This is a genomic window from Flavobacteriales bacterium (genome assembly GCA_021739695.1).
In the GTDB taxonomy this organism is placed as follows: Bacteria; Bacteroidota; Bacteroidia; order UBA10329; family UBA10329; genus UBA10329.
Map to the genome: position 1 here is coordinate 97,154 of JAIPBM010000006.1, position 21,952 is coordinate 119,105.

Here is a 21,952-nt window from a genome sequence, read left to right on the forward strand (position 1 = left end):
CCTAACCCACGCGGCCAATAATCGTCATTACTTCATTCCAACCTCACCTTCGTTAAAAAAAACCTGAACATCGAACAATAACCAACGAAACCTTGTCGTTTAAATAAGCAAACGCACGGTCATGATACTCGCTTATGTCGTTTTCTCAGCAGCACTTTTAGCCCTTGCGGTAGACGTGGTCACTAACGACTGAACCTATTGGTTCGCGTGCTATTTCGTGCTCAATCATCTTCTTTCATCAGTTTTCAACATGCCTAATTCGAGGCTTTCAAAACCCTAACTTCGGCTGTCTGTTTACTAAGCCGAATCATTCATGTTTTTGATCTACGATACGGAGACCACTGGTCTTCCGAAAGACTACAATGCCCCCATAACTGACGCAGATAATTGGCCACGACTGGTACAATTGGCGTGGCAGTTGCACGCGGCTGATGGTTCGTTGATCGAAGCTGACAATTTCATCGTGAAACCAGATGGTTTCGACATTCCGTACAACTCAGAAAAGGTTCACGGCATTTCTACCAAAAAGGCGTTGGAGGAAGGAATTCCGCTTCAGGAAGCCTTGGACCGATTTACAGAAGTGCTTGGCAAAACTAAAGTAGTTGCAGGCCACAACATTGAATTCGACATCAACATTATGGGTGCCGAATACATGCGAATGGGCGATTCGGAACCGCTCACCTCCATTCCTGCAATTGACACTAAGAACGAGTCAACCGAATTCTGCGCCATTCCAGGTGGTCGTGGAGGACAGTTCAAATGGCCAAAACTGACCGAACTTCACGTAAAGCTGTTTGGTGAAGCATTTGACGAAGCGCACAATGCAGCTGCAGACGTGGCAGCAACATCTCGTTGTTTCCTCGAATTGGTAAGGCTTCAGATCATTCCTACTTCAAAAACAGGATTAACCACAGATGAATTCAAGGTATTTCAAGATGTCAATCCAAATCCGTTCAAAACGGAGGATATTGACGTTGGAAATCAAGTTGCCGCGTCCAAAAAAGCGGCAATCAAAAAAATCGAAACGGCTGCACCGAAAGTTGAGATAACACACGATTTTGCTCACTTACACTGCCATTCGCAGTTCAGCGTACTTCAGGCAACCATTCGTATTAAGAATCTGGTTACTCGTGCTGTTGAGTACGGAATGCCAGCAGTTGCGCTCACCGATCACGCCAATATGTTCGGCACATTTCATTTCGTCAATGAAATTGAAGCCGCCAACGCCAGTGTTGCCGATCATAATGCAAAAATTGAAGCTGGCGAAGCTCAAGGACAGCTTAAAAAGCCGATCAAAGGAATCGTTGGCTGCGAGTTTTATGTGACCGATGATCACAAGGACAGAACGCGACAGAACAACGGTTATCAAACGGTACTTCTAGCCAAAAACAAAAAGGGCTATCACAACTTGGTTAAGCTGAGTTCCATTTCCTATGCCGAAGGTTTCTATTATGTGCCACGTATTGACAAGGAACTGTTGCTCAAATACAAGGACAACCTGATTGTTAGCACCGGTGGACCTGGAGGCGAAGTGCCGAATTTGATCTTGAACGTTGGAGAAAAACAGGCGGAAGAAGCATTCATTTGGTACAAAGAGCAGTTTGGCGAAGACTTCTACGTAGAGCTCGTTGACCACGGATTGGAAGGCGAAAAACGCGTCAATCAGGTGTTGTTGGAGTTTGCGAAGAAGCATGGCGTCAGTTACTTCCCGAGCAATAACGTCTACTATCTATCTCAGAAAGACAAACGTGCGCACGACATTTTGATGTGTTTGAAAGAAGGCGTCAAAATGGAAGATGACTCACGCGGTCGAGAATTCATCAAGCGCCTCTTTCCAAACGATCAATACTATTTCAAAGGTCAACAGGAAATGAAGCAGATCTTTGCTCATTTACCTGAGGCATTTGAGACGATCACGGAAATTGTAGAGAAGATCGAACCATTCAGACTGAAGCAAGATGTGTTGCTTCCTGTGTTCGATATTCCATCTGAATTTCTGGATCCTGCCGATAAGGAAGATGGCGGTAAGCGTGGAGAAAATGCCTACCTGCGCCATCTGACCTACGAAGGTGCTGTAAAGCGCTACGGAGAAGTGACTGATGAAATCCGTGACCGGATAGATTTCGAACTTCAAACAATTGCCAATTCAGGTTATCCTGGCTACTTCCTCATTGTTCAGGATTTCACCTCGGAAGCTCGAAAGATGGGTGTGGCAGTCGGTCCTGGTCGTGGATCAGCAGCTGGTTCTGTAGTGGCTTATTGCGTTGGAATTACCAATGTGGATCCAATAGCATACGACCTACTCTTTGAGCGTTTCTTGAACCCTGACCGTGTATCGCTACCGGATATTGACATCGATTTTGATGATGAAGGTCGAGGGAAGATCATTGATTGGGTTGTTGCCAAATACGGCAAGAATCAAGTGGCGCAGATCGTTACTTACGGCAGCATGGCGGCCAAATCGGCCATTCGAGATACCGCACGCGTTCTGAATCTTCCTCTGTCGGATGCTGACCACATCGCGAAGCTAATTCCCGACATCAGCCTTGCCAAGATCTTTGACCTTTCTGAGAAAGAGCTGAAGTCAAAATTGGGCGATTCTGAGAAAGTGGAACAGGCCATGCAGCTTCGGAAATATGCTGAAGGCAATGATGAAATTGCCCGAACAATTAACGAAGCGCGCGTTCTCGAAGGTTCCATCAGAAATACGGGAATTCACGCCTGTGGCGTCATCATCACACCGGATGACATCACCAACCATATTCCTGTAACTACTGCCAAAGACTCCGAACTTTCCGTCACGCAGTTTGACAATAGTGTGGTAGAATCTTCGGGTATGCTGAAGATGGACTTCTTGGGTTTAAAGACCTTAACCATCATTAAAGATGCCATCAAACTGATCAAAGCCCGGCATGGCATCGATATCGATCCGGATGAAATTCCGCTTGATGATGAGAAGACCTACAAACTTTATCAGCGCGGACAGACCAATGGAACATTCCAGTTCGAATCTGCTGGAATGCAGAAGCATTTGCGCTCGCTGAAACCAGACAAGTTTGCGGATCTTATTGCGATGAACGCACTTTATCGCCCAGGTCCATTGAAGTACATTCCGAACTTCATTGCCCGTAAAAATGGTGAGGAAGAAATAACCTATGATCTTCCAGAAATGGAGGAATACCTGGCTGAAACCTACGGTATTTCAGTCTATCAGGAGCAAGTAATGCGGCTTTCGCAGAAGCTTGCAGGTTTCTCGAAAGGCGATGCGGACGTTCTGCGAAAAGCGATGGGTAAGAAGATCTTTGCCCTGCTGGCAAAGTTGAAACCTCAGTTTTTGGCAGGCTGTGAGAAAAACGGTCACGACCTGAAAATTGCAGAGAAGATCTGGAGCGATTGGGAAGAATTTGCGGAATACGCATTCAATAAATCGCACTCCACCTGTTATTCAGTTGTAGCGTTTCAAACAGGATATCTGAAAGCGAATTATCCTGCCGAATACATGGCTTCGGTAATGACCCACAACATGAACGACATCAAAAAGGTGACGTTTTTCATGGACGAATGCCGCAGAATGGGCATGGCGGTTTTAGGACCAGATGTGAATGAAAGTCAATTCAAATTTGCTGTAAACGATAAAGGCGAAATCCGTTTCGGACTAGGCGCCATCAAAGGTGTTGGCGAAGGTGCTGTGGAAGCAATCATCGCGGAGCGAACCTCTAATGGAAATTTCAGCTCCATTTTTGACCTTACAAAACGTATCGATCTTCGCGCAGCAAACAAGAAAGCATTGGAAAGTCTTGCCATTTCTGGAGCGTTTGACTCGTTCGAAAACAGCCATCGCGCACAGTATTTCTTTGACGATGGCTCTGGCCCGTTCCTCGAAAAGGCGATCAAATACGGCTCAAGCTTCCAATCAGCAGAAAACAGCTCGCAGGTTTCACTCTTCGGAGAAGCTTCAGATGTTCAGCTTCCAGAACCGCAGGTTCCGAAGTGCGAGAAATGGGGGAACATTCAGGAATTAAAAGCCGAAAAGGAAGTGGTTGGCGTTTACATTTCCGGCCATCCGCTTGATGACTTTGAATTGGTGATGCAGCGTTACTGCAACATCAACCTTGGCATTCTCGAATCGGAAGAAGCCAAGAAAAACCCGAACGAATATAAGTTTGCCGGAGTCGTTTCAGCGGTTCAGCACCGCATGTCAAAACAGAACAATCCGTACGGGATCTTCGAAATTGAAGACAAACAAGGGTCGATGGAATTCCGGCTTTTCGGAGAGGATTACACCAAATTCCGTCAATACCTCGACATGGAGTTTTTCTTATTCGTACGAGGTGTTTGGAAGGAAAAACGTTGGGGATCTGCAGAAGGTGTTCCTGCAGAAAAGGAATTCAAACTCAACAGTATTGAACTACTGAACGACATGTTGGAGAAGAAAACCACCAGCATCACCATCACTATGCCGCTAGAAGAAGTGAAGCCTGAGAACATTTCAGAACTCCAGTCGTTTCTGGAAGGACATCCGGGCAGTTGCAAGGTGAATATGAGAGTAATAAATAAGCAAGGTGTTTGGGTTGATATGCACTCTAAAAAGGTGCGTGTGAAACCGGAACAAAAGCTGATCTACGATATTCGGGAACAACTTGGCTTGGAAGTTTCGTTCAAATGATTGTCGGGAAAAAGATAACGGCTGGCAGTGAGTTTTATACTTTTGGCAGCACTTGGTTGAATTAATAGATAAACAATAGATACAATGGCATTAGAATTAACAGACGCGAATTTTGAAGAGCTTGTAATGAAGTCAGACAAGCCTGTTTTAGTGGATTTTTGGGCAGTTTGGTGCGGACCGTGTAGAATGGTCGGTCCAATCGTTGAAGAATTGGCTGGCGATTACGAAGGAAAAGCAATCATCGGAAAAGTTGACGTGGACAACAACCCTGAAACTGCTGCCAAATTCGGAATCAGAAACATCCCTACTCTACTCTTCTTCAAGAACGGAGAGATCGTAGATAAGCAAGTTGGAGCTGCGCCAAAGCAGACTTTTTCGGCAAAGCTTGATGCTTTGATTTGATTTCAACAATAACATTCTTGGACTGCCGTCCTATGCTCCAACGCAATTGCGATATTTGAAGCAGGACGGCAGTCCTATTTTCCATGAACAGCATTTCATTACATAGTCAGCGCGTTAAGCAATTCAGCAAGCTCGAACTCATTGCCAAACAGGTGGTTGAGGGATTTATTACGGGGTTGCACAAAAGCCCATTCCATGGGTTTTCGGTTGAATTTGCAGAGCACAGACTGTACAACAATGGCGAATCAACCCGCCACATCGATTGGAAACTCTATGCTCGCACAGAAAAACTTTTCGTAAAACGGTACGAGGAAGAAACCAATCTACGCTGTCAGATCGTAATCGACACTTCATCTTCCATGTATTTTCCGATCAAGGAAAACGACTCTGAATTGGATGAGAATAAGATCGGGTTTTCCACTTATGCCGCAGCTTCGCTGGTTCATCTGCTAAAACGACAACGCGATGCTTTCGGCCTATCACTTTTTTCGGATAAAGTAGAAATCCATACCGATACGAAATCAACAACTACGCATTCGCAGTTGGTTTTTGGCGAGTTGGAAAAGTTACTCTTACCACTTGGAAAAGAAACCAGTAAACGAAGCTCAGGCGCTCAGGCGCTTCACGAAATTGCCGATAAACTCAAACGAAGATCGTTGGTCATCCTCTTCAGCGACATGATTGAGAATTCAGAGAAAAGTCAAGATGACCTGTGGAATGCGCTCCAACATCTGAAGCACAACAAACATGAAGTAATTCTTTTTCACGTTACAGATAAAAAGAAAGAGTTGGATTTTGATTTCGAGAATCGTCCGTACCGTTTCGTTGACATGGAAACGGGCGAAGAATTGAAGTTGAATCCGATAGAAGTTCGCGAAGCATATCAAAAATCTATGCAAAAGTTTGAGCATGATCTGAAACTGAAATGCGGTCAATACAGTATAGACTTGGTGCACGCAGACATCTCAAAGGGATTTGACCAAGTTCTGTTGCCTTACCTATTAAAGCGCAAAAAACTATATTGATGAGAATCTTAATTGTCTTTGTATTGCTTCTCCAAACCACCGTTTCGTTTGGAGTGGATTTCTCCAAACTTTCACGAAGCGAGCCCATTACCACTTTATATCCAGCAAACTTCAAATGCTATGTGGACGTTTCGCTTTTTTTGAATGTTCTTGACGCCTACAAAGGCCCTGTTTTCCTTCGTGTAAGCTACGTGATCGGTAACGATACACTGAACGATAACCTAGAGATAAACGGCAGTTTCAATGGAGTGATCAAGCAAATATTTCTTGATGAAGGTGAACGATTAACTGCCTTCATTCACTTGAACAACGGGGAAACCGAAGAAATCGATGGAATTGAAGGTTCGCTTAGAATCGTTCGTAATCCTGACTTCAAACCTACTGAAGAACAAGGAAAAAGCACATTTTTGAGCGGTGTATGGAAATCTGATCAAACACCTCTTTTTCGAGTTGCAGTCAATGATTCAACACCAAAGCTTTTTCGTCTCAAACTAACAGTTGATGAGAATTTTGAATTTGATAAACTGTATTTTAAGATGAAGGTCATTAGTCCTGCGGTTGGGATACTGATGCTTAACAAGCAAATTAGCGTGAACGAAGGCGCAGCTTTGGATCTGCGTAAGAAATCATTCAAAGTAGACTTAGAAGAAATTAACCTGTCAACCGTAGGCACTTACTACTTTCAGGTTATGCCAGACATGAATGCGATGCGCCTGAATGGAGTTCGGAAAATCGAGTACGAAATAGTCGCAGAATAATTTTTTCACATTGCTTTCTGATTTGACAAATTAAATTACATTTGCAGCCCAAGAAATTACTATGGTTCGGTAGTTCAGTTGGTTAGAATACCTGCCTGTCACGCAGGGGGTCGCGGGTTCGAGTCCCGTCCGGACCGCATTGAGAATCAAGCAGTTACATCGATAAAAGATGTAGCTGCTTTTTCTTTTTAGGGCGTTTGCGTGTGTTTTGCGTGTCTTCTGAGAACTAGGGCTTGAACGTTTCACAACCATAATGACTCGGTTAGTAACTTTCTAAAGGTTCTATCAACCAAGTATTAAACAAGAGTGACTCATTATTTTCGTGTTCATTGTTTACCACTTAAGAAGCTCCTATTCTTTATTAACGAGATTAAAACTCTTTCCGAATAATCATAAACTGAGTCACGATTGTCTTTTCTCGTCGATGGAAGTTGGTGCAATTCAAATGCGATTCTATTATCTTCGAAGACTGAAACAACTTTATTTAGGATATTCCTCTGTATTTTAGTCCCTATCTCCGAAGTCCAGATACGCAACGCACTGTCAGCCTCGTCTATCGACTTCCTAGTAACATTGAGTTCAAACCTAGCATCACCGAAGAAATTCGCGATACCAGAGCACGTCCCAATTGGAGCAATATTGCTACATCTTATAGGTAATCGAATCCCATCTTGATAAACACCATTGTGGCGTTCTTCAGAACTAAGAAAGTTACTTAAATACCCAATGTCATCAAGGAACTCGGAGTAACTCCCATCCATATCCTCAACGAAATAATGCATCATATCATACCTTTCAACAGTATTCGAAACTAAATCTGCAACCATAAAATTTGTTTCCCCTTCAACTAATTTGGAATTTTCAAATAAAAGAGACCTGTCATGAAAAAGCGAGTCGCGATTCTCCCCTCTTAGGGCTTTCATCATTTGCTCTACTTTATCGTGTACCGTTTCGGTCACGTCATCATCAAGGTAATCACCAATAAGTTCAATCCCGTTCTCCACCCATTCATCGGAACTGGCAATTACTGACTCAGCAAGACCACTTTGCCCCTCAAAGGTTTGGGTAATAATATCCTTCTTATATAGGTAATCATGAATAATGAAGCCATGAACTGAGTACCATTCGATGCCAATTTCAGGCATGTTAATCTCGATTGGGATATACAGCAAAGACACATTACTGGAGTTAGAACTCTCATATTTAGTTGAAACTTGTTCAACCTGGAAATTTTCATCCAACTTCAAAAACAATGGCTTATCAATCGCTAAACTCTCTAAACCCCTTTTTGATGGAATCGTTAGTGTCAAATCTGAAACAAACGGTAAACCATGTGTATCCATGTCTCCTCTTACGTGTGAAGCCATCTTAAACAATTCTTCATAATCAGACGCAGAACTACAGTGGGCAAGCTCTTTTTCCAATCTGTCCACCATTCCCGCTCTTTCAAAGATATTGGCCAGTCCATCATAATCGAAGAATACTAAGGGCACGGAGGGGGAATAAAAGGTAGAGCCAACGTAGTTGACAAGTCGACCAAAATCTAAGTTGGTTTTCAGCTTGGTTGTCACCTTGGTTCCAAAATCGACTGAAGCTTGAGCACAGAATGTATTCAGAGACTCCGTCCTGAGGACAACCTCCCTGCCAATTTCACTCGATTCCTTTCTTGAGCGCGTTTCTATAATTACCGTATTTGCTTTGGTGAGACATGCGACAAATCCGATACCAAACTTTGCAATTGAAGGAAATTTTATTTTTTGAAAATTCTGTATTTCTCCGTATCCAGTGCTTGCCACGTTGAATAGAAATTTTTTCAAATCGGCCACTTCCATGCCAATACCGTTATCAGTAACAGACAACTCAGCTCCATTACCCCGTAAACAAACAACCGTGCAAGGCGAGTACCCCTCCAACTTCCAGTGTTTAGGATTAACAGTATCTAAGTTCGACCCATTGCTTTCATAAATCCATCTTAAACATGCATCAATACTATTTTGAATAAGCTCCCTAATGAAATCATACTTTCCAGTATAAACTGATTTAGATATCACATCCCAAATTCTTCCTTTTTCATCAATTTCGAATCTAAGTTGCCATAGCTCGTAATTTGCTCCTTCTGCACGTTTAATATCAAACTCAGGTTTAGGTAATGCGAAAATCTTGAGGTTACCGGTAAGAACATATGTATTGGCATGAATGATATCTTGTTTCAAATAACCAAACCACTCTGTCCAAATCGTGTGTTCTTCTATTGAACTTGCTTCTACTTCTATTTGAATTTGGGTACTATCGTAGTTAAAGTGTCTAACCCCTTTGTGGCGATGGTGGTGAGCATTAGACTCTTCATTCGGGAAACTGTTCTCCATGAATCTTTTTACAGGGTCGCAACTTCTTTCCGAATCCAAATCCATTAGATCACCCACCCTTAGAAGTATAGCAAGTAATCCTATCCTAAACTCTTGGTCAAAAACTCTTTCGGTCTGAGTAAATAATCGCGAAGAATTCAATTCATCCCATGTCAATCCGTGGGCCCGCGCCACAAATCCAATACAAGCAGATAATCGAGGTATATATTCACTAATTGATGCACATCTCTCAACCAAAAATTCCTGAATAAACTTATCTGACTCGACATGATGATTTCTTCTTAACAAATCCAAATCACCCGTTGATTGAATCATTCCTACATCGTGAAACCCAGCAGAAACAAGTAAACCGAATATCTCAACAGATGTTAGGTGTTCTTTCGCTTCATCAGTTAAGATACATTCTATTTTCCTGAGAATCCTAAGTGAATGTTGAATATCATGACTTGTAAAACTTGGGTAATTTTTCCTCACGAACCCGAGCAACTCTGCTGCATCACCAAACAATGACGTAGCCAAGCCCAATAATACGGTAGCTTCCTTTTCTCCATCTACAGAACGACATTGTAACTTCTTAAATAACGTAAGCTGACCTAATTCTACTGGCACCATAAACAGAAGATTTTATACTCGTTGACAACGCACCAATTTAATCATATGTATGCAAAACCAAGCCTCTTAATCAAGTCCTTTATTCGTTGGTCAGTACCGTCCCCTTGTTCATGTTATTTCAAAGGAAACAATCAACGATTTCTGAAGCTCATAGTAATGGGAGTTGCCTTTACATTTCCATGAATTTATGTAGGATTGAAACCTAAGATTGGACACTTGGGTTGCTTGACTACAACTTTTGAACGTTTCAACACATACTCTGTCAGTTACAAACCTGACAAAATTTCCTATCTCTACGGGTCTGGAGAAAAAATAACCGCTAAACAATGCCCAATAATAGTTTGGCATCAATAATGACGGTGGGTAAAGTGCCATAGCAATAGAAACCAATAAACGGACCTCCAATGCCAACCAACAAAAGTGAATACCTACAAGACGTACTCAGTTCTCATAAAATGAATCATGTCCAGACCCTAATGGACAAATACCTTACAAAGCGAGACTTTGTAAAAGCCGCTCTTAGTCTTAAGTACTCTGACAAGAAGGCAACAGAACCTATAAATTCTGGATCCTATGCCAAGCATACAGCAATCAACACAAAATTTGACATCGATGTTTGTATTCCATTTAAACGAAACAGTTTTGATACGTTGGAGAAAATGGCAGATGATGTTTACACCTACTTCCAAAATGAGTATGTCGATTCACAACTGATAAAACCAGTGCGAAAGCAACGAGTTAGTGTTGGACTCACATTTGTCATAGATGGTGAAGAAATACAAATGGACATCGTTCCAGGGAGAGAAATCAATGTGGACGAGTATTCGAATACAAATGATTTGAAACTATTTGTCAGGAAAAAAGATGAAATCCCTGCTTCCGAGACAAAAACCAATATTAAAAAGCATATCGATCATGTCAGTGGGAAGAATGCTGAACGCGATATAACCAGACTGCTCAAAATTTGGAAAGTCTCGAATAGTAAAAAGTATAAATCATTCTTCATCGAATTGTTCACGATTCGAGCGTTTGAGTATAACTCAAGCAGCATTCCAAACGGATTGTGGCCAAAATTGGAAATGGTAATGAAATTCATTAGAGAGAATGCAGAGACCATTCAATTAAAAGATCCTGCTAACTCAAACAATATTGTTTCTGACACGCTAACTGCGGGAAAGAAAACCAGCCTTGCAAACGACATGAAAAATATGTTGCGAAAAATTGAGGAGGACAGTGACAACATTAGACTATACTTCCCTATCAACGATGATTTTGGAAGTCATCCAAACTCCAGTAATGAGCAATCAAAAAATACGGGGCCTTCAGTTTTGAAAACACGAAGCTTTGGTTAGATGGTGGACAAAATTGTCCTTTACAACGAATTTTTCTCCGCTCAGGAGAGAATTGAACTATACTCGGTTTTCGCACAAAAAAGCGAGAATGTATCAGGACAAATAATCGTTCAAACCGAAAAAGGCCCACTCCCTTTTTCCGTAGAAATACCCTTAGGCTATCCATTAGGGAATTCTAGGACATCAATTGTGTTTACCTGTGATAGCATTTCTGGATATGAACATCAGAATTTTGACAATTCCATATGCCTCCACCCCTCTCCGACCAACTGCATAGAAGAAAAGCTACAAGAGGAAATCAATCTCCTATATGAGTGGATTGACTACTATTATGTTGAAGAGAGTCGTGATTCCAATTATGGTTATCTTCTTACAAGCCCAAACAACGTTTGTTTGCTCTTTGACGAAACCCCAAATAGCCTAATCAAAAATGATTCTGGGTATTTCTTATTCAAGTCGTTTGGTAGGGATTCGCTGACGGGGGTTGAACGAATAATCGTTACTAAGATAGGAGTTCATGATGCGGGTTTTGCTAACCACTTTTTGGAGTACAAACAAGAAAAGCCGCTAGAAGGCATATGGATTTACATTAAGGATGAACCCGTTATAGAAAGACGAAAAGCCGTATTGTCTTGGGAAGATTTGCAACCATATCTGACATCTACGAATGTTGATTCCATCTACCAGTATCATCGTGATGTCATGCGTGGTAGAAATAAGCCGGATAATTTCCTTGTGCTTCTCGGTCATGATATCCCCACAGATAACGGACACGAGATACATTGGGTATGTGTACGAATAAACACATCTAATCTACCTATTGAAGGTGTCAAAATCAGTGGAGAATGGCGAGGTCAGTCTACCAACCAACGGCTGGATTGGTGTAGCACAGTAAATTGTTCATATGCGCGTTATTTTGGAAGAGGCAAGCTGTCTGATGCTATTACCTTAAAAAACATCCTTCTAATTGGAACTGGAGCGATTGGAAGTAGTCTGGCTAAAACATTGGTAAGAGGTGGAATTAGACGCCTAACAATCATAGATTTTGATGTGGTTGAAGCTGGAAACATATGTCGTTCAGAATTTACCTTGAATGACATCGCTCATCCCAAAGTATATGCACTCATTAGCAAGCTGATTGCTATATCTCCATTCGTTGATGTTAAGCCTCTTTTACATCTCGATAAACGACTGCCAGATGACCCACATTATATTCAAACAAAAGAGTTCCTCAACAGTTTCGAATTAATTTTTGATTGCTCTACCGATATGGAAATTGCTTACATGATGGACAAGATGAGCCTAAGTGCTGAAATTTTCAATTTGTCGATAACGAATAAAGCGAATGAACTTATTTGTGTTCACGGGAAAACAACCATTTCAAAACAAAAGCATCAGATTTTCGAAACCCTTTCCCCGGAAAGCCAACAAGCCAATTTCTACCCTGAGGTCGGATGTCAGTACCCGACTTTTGAGGCTGGGTACACCGATCTTAATGCGCTACTTCAATTTGCAGTAAAGAACATTAATCACAAATACGAGAAGGGGTTTTCCCAAAGCACTTTCGTCCTTCGCCCAATCGAATCTGAACACAACTACAAAATTGTTGTAGATGAATATTAAGTTCCAACAACCAAAGCTAGGTCTCACCTTGCTTTTACCTGAAAAAATTCTTCAGCAAATTCAACATTTGGCCAGCCAGCACTACCCAAAAGAATTTGGAGGCATTTTTCTCGGTTCCTCGGTTGATGAGACTACAACTCTCATTTCATGTAGCGTCATCCCTGATAAGTACGTGAGTGACAAAACCAGTTTTACCCGACACCCTGACAACTTGAATGATGAAATACACAGAGCTTATAATGAATCAAATGGTCAAATCAACTATTTAGGAGAATGGCACACACACCCAGATGGAAGCCCTAACTACAGTACAAAAGACCTAAATACAATGAGGGACATTGGGGAATCTGATACAGTGGTCACGGACCATCCACTCCTGCTAATCATGGGAATAAAACGTTCCAAGTGTGCTATCAAACTTTATATATTACACAATAAATCATTATTCGAATATGGGCAAGCTAGACATTAAGCAACTCTTCCTAGGTCTTCAGCGCGAGATGATCGCTGAAATGCAAACTATTAGGGAAAATATCGACCACGCCCCAACTATGGGAGACGGTTCTGAAAGTGTTTGGGCAACTTGGTTACGAACCAACCTTCCGAATAGATATAACGTTGACAAAGCGATTGTCATAGACCATGAGGGAAATCAAAGCGAAGCCATCGATGTAGTTATTTACGATCAACAATACACCCCTTTTGTATTGTCCAAGAACAGCGTTAAGCTAATTCCAGCAGAAAGTGTTTATGCGGTATTTGAGGCGAAACAGGATATAGATAAGGCTCATATTCTTTATGCCGGTGGGAAAGCAAAAACCGTGCGGTCGCTAAAGCGAACTTCAGCCAAAGTTGTGGACAAAGGGGTTGTTAAGGATGCTCCAGTGTTATTCACAATAATGGCTGGAATCCTGACTCTTGGAAACGGATGGAAAAAATCCTTGCCCGATAATACTTTCTTCTCAAATGCAATGGGTGAACTCAAATCAGGAGAAGAATTAAATCTCGGTTGTGTCCTTATGGGTTCTTCCTTTGACGCTAAATACAATCCTTCGCTTGAAATTAAGTTTAGTACCGAAGAAGAAAGTCTAATATTTTTCTTTCTAAGACTTACTGAAGAACTACAGAAGCTTGGCACCGTTAGGCCTATTGACTTGAGAGCATATAGTCAAGCCCTAGATTCAATATAAATCCATGATAGGAGATGCCCACATATTAAAAGTCATCAAGCAGAAAAAACTAGAGCCGCTAAGCAAGACTGACCCAAGGCTTAAACCACTACTGAATACCTTAAAATCTTGGGCGGGAGAATCTTTAGCAGGCAACGTTACTTCTGGAATTAAGGTGTCTGGATCGACAGCAAAAGGAACAGCTTTAAAAGGAAAAGCTGATCTTGATTTGCTTATTTCCTTAAAGGATTCTACCAAAGGCACATTAGAAGGCAGATACGACTCTCTGTTCAAATATTTGCAAATTCATGAAGAGAGACTCGGTATCACGAAGAGACGAAGACAAAATGTCTCCATTCGTGTCTATACTAAAGATTATAAAATAGATCTCGTTCCAGCCAAAAAATTACCAGGCGTGCATAATTGGCATTATATACTCGTCAGAAGAGATTCCAAAAATCGTACTAAGACTAATGTAGATTTACATATTCAAACGGTTAAAAAGTCTGGTAGACAAAATGAGATTCTTGCCACTAAAATTTGGCGGGACAATTTAAAATTAGACTTTCCTTCAATCTATCTTGAACTTGTCGTAATAGAGAGTCTTCGTAACAAAGGAAAAGACCAAATTGCTCTAAACTTCACCAGAGTACTTGAGTATTTGAGTACTGACTTTGTCGACAAAAAAGTTGTAGATCCCGCAAATGCCGCTAATACAATTTCAAACCTGCTGAGTAAAACTCAGAAAAAGACTATCGCCACTCAAGCTAGACAAACACTCAAGGAGCGTTTTTGGGTCAACAAAATCTGGTAGACGAAGCATCATTGCTCTTATCTTTATCATACACAATGGACGTAATTTGTTTACAAGAAGAAGCCTTTTACAAACTTATTGAAACAGTAGTTGACCGTATCAATGAGAAGAAAGGTATTTCCGAGAATCGCTGGATTCGTGGTGAAGAAGCCATGGAGGTGTTAGGCATCAAGAGCCGGACTACGTTGCAGAAACTTCGTGATGATGGTTGGATTCGCTTTTCGCAGCCAAATAAGAAGATAATCATGTACGATAGAGCTTCCATATTGGAATACCTTGAGAATCACGCAAAAGACTCATTCTGATGACTGACAATGACGGTAATGAAATGGATGCATCTGAGCTCGAGGACGACTTTGATGAAGTCGAATTCGAGGTCGGATTCAATCAAGGATATACGATGAGTGAATTAGACTCTGAGCTTGCTCTAGAGCTTGATAATGGCATAAAAGAAGCTACTAGTCATTCGAGTGGTTTTGTGGCTGGCATTCGGGAGTTCTTGCGGTCTCGGGAGGTTCAAAAAAGTCGTGAAGATGAATTGAATGAATTACGTAACGGCAAGACAAATCGGAATCTGAACAGAGACCGATAGGGATTACGTGTTTGCTCTAGGTAAAACTGGACGGTTCCGTATTTAACAGGTAGAATGAGTAGTAAGGAATGGCATTCAATTTTTTTGACCATTACTGGTTAAACTTAAAATAGCACAATTCCTTATTTTAAGTTCGTCAACTAAGTTAAAATAACGTCCTTTGTTATTTCAACTTCAAATCCTATGAAACCTTTCAAATCAGGCAAATTCATACAACAGTATAAGTACAAGAGTTTCCTTCCAACATTATTGAAGGAGACTTTTGATTGGAGGAGTGCAACTGTCCTTAGTCTATTGGAAAAGGCATCAGCCCAGTTAGGAGAATTGAACTCGTATAGTAAAACTGTGCCTGACATCAACTTCTTTATTGAGATGCATAAGGCAAAGGAAGCTACCACCTCAAGTAGAATTGAAGGAACCCGAACAAGTATTGATGAAGCGGTTCTCTTTGAAAGTGATGTGAATCCTGAAAAGAGGGATGATTGGGAAGAAGTTCAGAACTATATCAAGGCTCTTAATCACTCGCTGGCAAGATTAGGCGAACTTCCCCTTTGTATTCGTCTGTTACGAGAAGCACATGAAATATTGCTTTCAGGTGTTCGTGGTGAGAATAAGTTGCCCGGAACTATTAGAACAAGTCAGAACTGGATTGGTGGTGCAGATATTAAAAGTGCCATGTTCATTCCTCCACATCATAATGACCTTTCAGACCTTCTGACCGACCTTGAGAATTTTTGGCATGAAGAATCTTCGGAAATGCCTTTGCTTATCAAAACAGCAATCAGTCACTATCAGTTTGAGACAATCCACCCTTTTCTTGACGGAAATGGAAGGATTGGCCGATTGCTTATTACCCTACAATTGCTGGACTCACAGCTTTTGGACAGACCAACATTATATATTTCAGACTTCTTTGAAAAGAACCGTTCTGCGTACTATGATGCACTTATGACAACTCGTGAATCTAACGACATGGATCATTGGTTGCGGTTCTTTCTTACTGGTGTTATCGAAACTGCTAAGAGTAGTAAAAAGACATTCGTTCAAATTGGAGCATTACGCAAATCATATAATGAACGAGTTGCACAGTTAGGTAGAAGGTCAAAACTAGCCGATGCTTTAATTCTGAAAATGTACTCAAACCCAATCATGTCTCCTAGAGAGGTTGAAAGTGAATTGGACATTGCACCTGCTACAGCAAATAGCTTACTTAAGGCAATGGAAGAAATTGGACTAGTTGAAGAAAAATCAGGAAGAGCAAGAAACCGACTGTACGTGTTGCATGAGTATTTGGGGATTTTTGAGTAACCATACTTCAACTAGTATTATGGAGGGTTTTGGTTTATAAACAAACCCTTTACAAATCTCAACGACCATTGAGGTTTCTTGTTCGTTTGTTTCTAAGCTGAACCCAATGTGTCTGACTTTCATCCTGTCTCCCCCGGAATAGTACGTAGTACCGTGCAACCTATCCTCATCCAAGCTCCAAAAGTTGTCTGATTTGAACAAGATATTATCATGCCGGAGAAGAATAGAACTTCGACTGTATTGACCAAAGCTTTCATTGTACAAATGACATATTACTTCTAGGCGGCTCCTTATCGATTTCAAGTCCAATACAGACCACCAAATTTTGAGAAACGATGTCATCGACATCCAAGAGAACCAAAACCTTGGATATCTCCTCCATATTATGTTGAAGATTTCCGGTTGGTCTTACTACGATTTCCTGAAGTTGGTGAATCAGTTGCATAACACTTCTCTAATATATTTATCAATTATTTAGCTGCCCATTCATTTTAATTCGGCACTTGTTTCTTACCATAAATGGTTGGACAAAGCCACAATTACGCTCAAAAGTTACCGCACATTAAAAGCGGCAACCCCATTCCGCTTAAGTGATGGGAAAGAAACTAGCGGTAAAGGGCTTTTTTCTTTTGCTAGATAAATCACTGGAAGATCGGTTGATGTTAAGAGTAAAGAGACGATTTTAAACTTTTCGGGATTTTCCACAAATTCCCCAAGCAAATTTTGGTTTTTCAATAGCCATTCATGTCTTCTTGCATGCTTGTGAACCCATGAATCAGCCTCTGTCCTACCCAAGTACTTATCCATTTCCGTCTTCATTTCATGCATGACCCTCGCCCCAACAGTATTTTTACATTCTATGGAGTAGAATACTCTACGTGTTTTATCGATTGCCGCAATATCAATGTCGCCAAACTTTCGGTCTTCGTCCAGCCCGCTTAATCTGAAGGGTTTAACCTCATGCGGAACTATTTCCAATGAAGTTTCTTGACCGAGCCAAGTCGCAACATCATTCCTAAAATCCTTTCCTTTTTGAACATTGACCCCCTTGATGAAGGCACTCAGTTTACCGCCATCCTTAGCCTTCAATCTTCCGGTCTGAATTAGGAATTGGAGATTGTGAACACAGTCTATCATATGTCGATAACTCCAAAGACATTTGTCATTTAAGTCTCGGATGATTGGTTTACGTAGATAGGACAATTCTCTATTATATCGCCATGGATATATGTCTCCTTGCTCAAAACCTTTCGGGACTTTGACTATTGACTTGCGAGGGTACAAGCTCAACAGTTCTATTGCCGTGTCCACTTCCGATTCAGCCATGCTTTTCATCTTTCCTGTCAATTTCGCTAAATCATCAACATCCTTAATTGCTACTGAATCACCTCCATCGATAGCTATCTCTGCTAAGGCCCACATAACCTTTAACAGAGCGGTATACTCAATCCCAAATTCCTCTTTAAACGCTTCATCCAGCTTAGTGGCCATTAATGGCTTGTCACGAGGTTTTTCGCTTACCTCTGGTCGACCTTCAAACGCAACATCAAAATTCTCTTGAAAGTTGACAATGGACGATTCTGCCATGGCATGTGAAAACGGTTTCAGGTAATTGGATAGAAACTCCGATTCCGTTCCAATTTGACCAGAAGGCAGTAAGCCCATTTGGGGATCATCCATCCCAAGTTCTATTGAATCCGACATCATCCCCCATTGGAATACCTGTTCCATAAGGGCTATCAACTCATCTAGGTCATCAAGGTTCACCCATTTGTCACCCGTTCCAGGCTGCGCGGCCACAAATTCTATCAAGCAACGAACAGCGAGTGTAGTTTGTACAAACTCCTTATTAGTCTTTACTAGTTTTCCCACTTCCGAAGCAAAGTCACTGCAACAGGAAACTTTTGCTGGAATATCTATTTCCTGATACTCTCGCTTCTGAATACAGCCTTCATGCATACTCATAAGCCATTTCAAGAGGGTTTCGCTTGGATATTTTTGCATTTTGAGGACAATCTCGTCCACCAACTTGGCCACGATTCTGTTGCAAAGTTTCTTTTTGTCTTCAATGTTGTCGATTGTCTCTGGTATTGGCGATTCCAAGTCCAGTTTGTCTACTAAGTTTTCTAGAATGTGTGACACATCACTTTCTTGAATCGCTCTAAAAGGTAGAATCCACCTGTTATCCAGTCGAAGGTCTCGGCTAGAATCTACAACGATTATCATTTTAGCCGAGGTTGGTATCATGATCTTCTTGACCCATGTATCAACCAAGTCTATTTCTGGGTATTCAAGTTCAGAGGATTTAAGTAAATCCGACATCCCGGAAAGGACACTTCTCATTATTTTTTGCTCCCCCACATTGTTTGACTTCATCAGGTCAAACATGATTTTTTCGGATAACTTAACCATAAGAGAAAGACTCTCGGGCAAACACTCAACTTCAATGTCCGTTTTTGAACTCTTTATCTCATCAACAACAGATGGGTGAATAATACCGTCTTCCAGTTCTATCTCGATTTCGACAGGTTGATTGGCCGTAAATTGATTTAGATACGGCTTCAACTCGTCTTTCATTCTGAAAATCCAATAGACTATGGCCTCGGAGAAAATGTTTATCATCCACTTATCAGCTGGCTGCTTCGCTTGCGTATTTTTAACCCACAACGGAGAAGAAAAACATTCAAGAACCAATTCGTGTCTGGCGCCATTTTGTTCTCTAAGTCCATAAATCGGTGCAAAGTCCTTATACCTGGTAACCGGAGCCAACCTTATTTCTCCATTGAAACGCTGACGAACGGAGTGTTCATCTCTATGCCCCTGCACCTCCCTTTCAAAATCATTGGACAAACCAACGGAGAAGCTCATAAATGACATTTTTGGAGCATCTGATGGAGTAAGTGATTGTCCATTGGTCCTGTAATATGAATACGAATCAAGTATTCCAAACAACGGCATAGATGGAACCGAAGAGTTAGAGTACGTAGCTGTTCGAACGTTCGCAAACTTCCATAGACCTAAAGCATCTAACTCCTCAGAATGCACAAGAGTCTCCAGCTCACCGTATTTGAGAACAAGCAGTTGGTCCAAATCATTTTTTGAGCCGTTTGTAGAAAACGAATAATAATCAACTGTAAAACTCTCGCCAAGAATATTGAGAATGAAGTATCTGTATGGATAATCAACATTCAGTTCATTTCTTAAGAAGTCTATTACGACATTGACTCGCTTATCCCGAGGCTTTCTTTTTCCCTTACCAATATTCTCAAATGCATTGCGTTGGTCTTCCGGATTACTCATCCCCGGCATAATGAAACGGACGTAGGCCAACTTGTCGTTATCAAACCTGTATACGCTTTCAAAAAGTTTAGACTCTGAGGGGGGAAGTTGTATACTCGTTTCAGCCCAGTCAATCTTTGTCAATAGCTTTTTTGAATTATCCCATTGTGTTCCAGCAATAAGTTCCAAGAGCATATCTTGACAACCAAATTCCATCGATTGCTCTTTTAAATACTGTAATAGGCAGTCAACAATTGCTGTAGGCAAAGCAAAAACATATTCACCATCAATAGTTTTGACAATCGGTCTTCGTAAAAGTGGGTTGGAATCGGCATCGTCACCATACAAGTCCTTATCCTCCCTATCAACAACAAATGCCTCAAATGCTTGAATTGATGAATTGACGGTATTAACCAAGTCTTTTATCTCATCTTGACTAAATGTCACAACCTGCTTGAGAAATTCCAGTCGACTTCTTTCAGGAATTTCGATTTCTGTTTCTATCGGTTCTTCAAAAAGATTTCGGGTTAGGCCAGCATTGGAGGTAATGCTTTCGCTAATTGCAAGAATAAGGGTAGTAGCTTGCCCTATTCTATGTTTAAATTGGATTGGCAACTGGTTCTTTTGCAAAAAGATTGCCTCTAGGGTGGTTCGCAGAATTCTTGTCCCGCCTGTGGTAAGTCCAGGGAGGACCGTGTGGTCTCCTCCATACCAACTAATGTTCTCAGAGAAAAAAGAACTTACTGGATCTTCTAAATAATGATCTGTCAGGTTCTCTTTGAAGAACTTTAACAAACTAGAAAATTGAATTTCAGGCTTAACAGATGTCTGAATAGATCGTGTCAGTTGCCTTGCAATAATTTCGAAACGAACATTCTTGCCATGGTTCTGAGGAACCAGTTGGCAAGCAGCGTTAATTTTCAGTAGATCATCCGTGTCATACCGTGATATTAAATCTCCCAACGGAGTTGAGGAGTTCGGTTTCGAGAACTGTTGCTCCTTTTTGATACAACATTTCTTGAACTTTTTTCCACTACCGCAGGGACAAGGGTCGTTTCTTCCAATCTTAGCCGCCATTCGTCATCTTTTAAACCATCACATATACTTCAATTTCAGAACACTCGCCTTCAAGATTTTCAATTCTGTCGATACGTTCACAATGTAACAACAACTTAGCTTATATGTCAGACAGGAATTTAGTCAAAACTTCCGTGCATAGTTCATTCGGAATCTTCGACCTTTCATAATTCCCTTTCAATCCTTGAGTTCCACTATGACTTCCCTTCGGTGCTGATTCATGACACTTCGCCCGAGGCTTGCACATCGGCCTTGGTTTCCAGTTCGAGTTGTTCGTCCAGATGTCAGTTGGTTTCATTCGGAAGTCTCCGTATTGGCAATACGTGACCGTATGCCTGAACGGTAGGTTCTGCATGAATTTTTGATGCCTCAGTTTACCGCGTGGATTCTCGATGTACCAGATAAGGTTCGGGTTGAGCTTCTGGTAATATCGGATGAGTTTGAGTGTCTTCTTGACCAGCTTGATTCCAAGCAAAGCTGTATCTGTTACGGGAACAGAGTTTTCAACTTTTCCCATTCAATGCTTCCAAGGAGAAGATTTTTATATTCAATTTTTCTGCGGCCTTGCCGACACCTCCGCTGCCGGCAAATAATACTAAAGTATACACACCACCAAGCTGGCATGATCAGAACGCGAATTCCAGAATTCAAATATTGTCAAACGAACATTTACCCTCCGCTATGATCAACTAATCTCCAATCCCATTTTTAAAAACACCACGCTAAGCGCGACTAATTTTTGAAAAAGCAATTTCCGGTAGAAAAGCGGTTGAAACCGTTTCGGAACTGAATTCTTCCAATTGATTTCCAAAACCATTTCAAATACATTACCGCATTTTCCTAATACGTTGATTACACCAACAGCATTAGAAAAATGCTATGGCGGAGCCAATTCTCTTCTGTGGCTCA

General features: G+C 41.3%; 15 protein-coding genes and 1 tRNA gene. 13 read left to right on the top strand and 3 right to left on the bottom strand.

Annotated features, from left to right (window positions below; all coding sequences use genetic code 11):
• Positions 1 to 313 precede the first annotated feature (313 nt).
• The 5 genes from dnaE (at position 314) to K9J17_05385 (ending at position 6,988) form a co-directional block, all read left to right on the top strand.
• Positions 314 to 4,666, top strand: coding sequence for a DNA polymerase III subunit alpha (gene dnaE / locus K9J17_05365; GenBank protein MCF8276146.1), 4,353 nt, complete (start codon positions 314 to 316; stop codon positions 4,664 to 4,666).
• A gap of 84 nt (positions 4,667 to 4,750) precedes the next feature.
• Entirely contained in the window at positions 4,751 to 5,068 is a 318-nt protein-coding gene (trxA, locus tag K9J17_05370) for a thioredoxin (GenBank protein MCF8276147.1), read from the top strand.
• Positions 5,069 to 5,151: 83 nt separating this feature from the next.
• Positions 5,152 to 6,093, top strand: a complete 942-nt coding sequence (locus K9J17_05375; GenBank protein MCF8276148.1) for a DUF58 domain-containing protein — start codon at positions 5,152 to 5,154, stop codon at positions 6,091 to 6,093.
• Positions 6,093 to 6,851: a hypothetical protein gene (locus K9J17_05380; protein MCF8276149.1), complete on the top strand. Its 759-nt coding sequence runs from the start codon at positions 6,093 to 6,095 to the stop codon at positions 6,849 to 6,851. Before K9J17_05375 ends, K9J17_05380 begins: the two co-directional genes overlap by 1 nt.
• Positions 6,852 to 6,914: 63 nt before the next feature.
• Positions 6,915 to 6,988, top strand: a tRNA-Asp gene (locus tag K9J17_05385).
• A gap of 189 nt (positions 6,989 to 7,177) precedes the next feature.
• Here the strand turns inward: K9J17_05385 and K9J17_05390 are convergent.
• The gene (locus tag K9J17_05390) at positions 7,178 to 9,829 is read right to left on the bottom strand and encodes an ATP-binding protein (protein ID MCF8276150.1); all 2,652 of its coding nucleotides are present in this window, start codon (positions 9,827 to 9,829) and stop codon (positions 7,178 to 7,180) included.
• 404 nt (positions 9,830 to 10,233) lie between these two features.
• Between K9J17_05390 and K9J17_05395 the strand changes: the two genes are divergently transcribed.
• The 8 genes from K9J17_05395 (at position 10,234) to K9J17_05430 (ending at position 16,687) form a co-directional block, all read left to right on the top strand.
• Positions 10,234 to 11,181, top strand: a complete 948-nt coding sequence (locus K9J17_05395) for a nucleotidyltransferase (GenBank protein MCF8276151.1) — start codon at positions 10,234 to 10,236, stop codon at positions 11,179 to 11,181.
• Positions 11,182 to 12,804, top strand: a complete 1,623-nt coding sequence (locus K9J17_05400) for a ThiF family adenylyltransferase (GenBank protein ID MCF8276152.1) — start codon at positions 11,182 to 11,184, stop codon at positions 12,802 to 12,804.
• Entirely contained in the window at positions 12,794 to 13,276 is a 483-nt protein-coding gene (locus K9J17_05405) for a Mov34/MPN/PAD-1 family protein (protein ID MCF8276153.1), read from the top strand. The genes K9J17_05400 and K9J17_05405 overlap by 11 nt, the downstream gene beginning before the upstream one ends.
• Positions 13,257 to 13,994, top strand: coding sequence for a hypothetical protein (locus K9J17_05410; GenBank protein MCF8276154.1), 738 nt, complete (start codon positions 13,257 to 13,259; stop codon positions 13,992 to 13,994). The genes K9J17_05405 and K9J17_05410 overlap by 20 nt, the downstream gene beginning before the upstream one ends.
• Before the next feature lie 4 nt (positions 13,995 to 13,998).
• On the top strand, positions 13,999 to 14,787 hold the full coding sequence (locus K9J17_05415) for a nucleotidyltransferase domain-containing protein (protein ID MCF8276155.1): 789 nt from the start codon (positions 13,999 to 14,001) through the stop codon (positions 14,785 to 14,787).
• 35 nt (positions 14,788 to 14,822) lie between these two features.
• Entirely contained in the window at positions 14,823 to 15,092 is a 270-nt protein-coding gene (locus K9J17_05420) for a helix-turn-helix domain-containing protein (GenBank protein ID MCF8276156.1), read from the top strand.
• Positions 15,092 to 15,379, top strand: coding sequence for a hypothetical protein (locus tag K9J17_05425; protein ID MCF8276157.1), 288 nt, complete (start codon positions 15,092 to 15,094; stop codon positions 15,377 to 15,379). Before K9J17_05420 ends, K9J17_05425 begins: the two co-directional genes overlap by 1 nt.
• 183 nt (positions 15,380 to 15,562) lie before the next feature.
• A complete protein-coding gene (locus K9J17_05430; protein ID MCF8276158.1) occupies positions 15,563 to 16,687 on the top strand; it encodes a Fic family protein in 1,125 nt (374 codons plus the stop codon).
• Positions 16,688 to 17,239: 552 nt separating this feature from the next.
• Here K9J17_05430 and K9J17_05435 read toward each other — a convergent pair.
• Together K9J17_05435 and K9J17_05440 are read right to left on the bottom strand one after the other, a co-directional pair.
• Positions 17,240 to 21,043 (bottom strand): SEC-C domain-containing protein, encoded by a 3,804-nt coding sequence (locus K9J17_05435; GenBank protein MCF8276159.1) that lies wholly within the window; start codon positions 21,041 to 21,043, stop codon positions 17,240 to 17,242.
• 100 nt (positions 21,044 to 21,143) lie between these two features.
• Entirely contained in the window at positions 21,144 to 21,560 is a 417-nt protein-coding gene (locus K9J17_05440) for a hypothetical protein (GenBank protein ID MCF8276160.1), read from the bottom strand.
• Positions 21,561 to 21,952: the final 392 nt, after the last annotated feature.

What these genes read in the sequence shown, in the direction of transcription:
- K9J17_05415 (MCF8276155.1), top strand. Translation starts at nt 13,999, where the DNA reads ATGATAGGAGATGCCCACATATTAAAAGTCATCAAGCAGAAAAAACTA.
- trxA (MCF8276147.1), top strand. Translation starts at nt 4,751, where the DNA reads ATGGCATTAGAATTAACAGACGCGAATTTTGAAGAGCTTGTAATGAAG.
- K9J17_05395 (MCF8276151.1), top strand. Translation starts at nt 10,234, where the DNA reads ATGCCAACCAACAAAAGTGAATACCTACAAGACGTACTCAGTTCTCAT.
- K9J17_05420 (MCF8276156.1), top strand. Translation starts at nt 14,823, where the DNA reads ATGGACGTAATTTGTTTACAAGAAGAAGCCTTTTACAAACTTATTGAA.
- K9J17_05375 (MCF8276148.1), top strand. Translation starts at nt 5,152, where the DNA reads ATGAACAGCATTTCATTACATAGTCAGCGCGTTAAGCAATTCAGCAAG.
- K9J17_05425 (MCF8276157.1), top strand. Translation starts at nt 15,092, where the DNA reads ATGACTGACAATGACGGTAATGAAATGGATGCATCTGAGCTCGAGGAC.
- K9J17_05410 (MCF8276154.1), top strand. Translation starts at nt 13,257, where the DNA reads ATGGGCAAGCTAGACATTAAGCAACTCTTCCTAGGTCTTCAGCGCGAG.
- K9J17_05400 (MCF8276152.1), top strand. Translation starts at nt 11,182, where the DNA reads ATGGTGGACAAAATTGTCCTTTACAACGAATTTTTCTCCGCTCAGGAG.
- K9J17_05435 (MCF8276159.1), bottom strand. Translation starts at nt 21,043, where the DNA reads ATGGCGGCTAAGATTGGAAGAAACGACCCTTGTCCCTGCGGTAGTGGA.
- K9J17_05440 (MCF8276160.1), bottom strand. Translation starts at nt 21,560, where the DNA reads ATGGGAAAAGTTGAAAACTCTGTTCCCGTAACAGATACAGCTTTGCTT.
- K9J17_05380 (MCF8276149.1), top strand. Translation starts at nt 6,093, where the DNA reads ATGAGAATCTTAATTGTCTTTGTATTGCTTCTCCAAACCACCGTTTCG.
- K9J17_05405 (MCF8276153.1), top strand. Translation starts at nt 12,794, where the DNA reads ATGAATATTAAGTTCCAACAACCAAAGCTAGGTCTCACCTTGCTTTTA.
- K9J17_05430 (MCF8276158.1), top strand. Translation starts at nt 15,563, where the DNA reads ATGAAACCTTTCAAATCAGGCAAATTCATACAACAGTATAAGTACAAG.
- dnaE (MCF8276146.1), top strand. Translation starts at nt 314, where the DNA reads ATGTTTTTGATCTACGATACGGAGACCACTGGTCTTCCGAAAGACTAC.
- K9J17_05390 (MCF8276150.1), bottom strand. Translation starts at nt 9,829, where the DNA reads ATGGTGCCAGTAGAATTAGGTCAGCTTACGTTATTTAAGAAGTTACAA.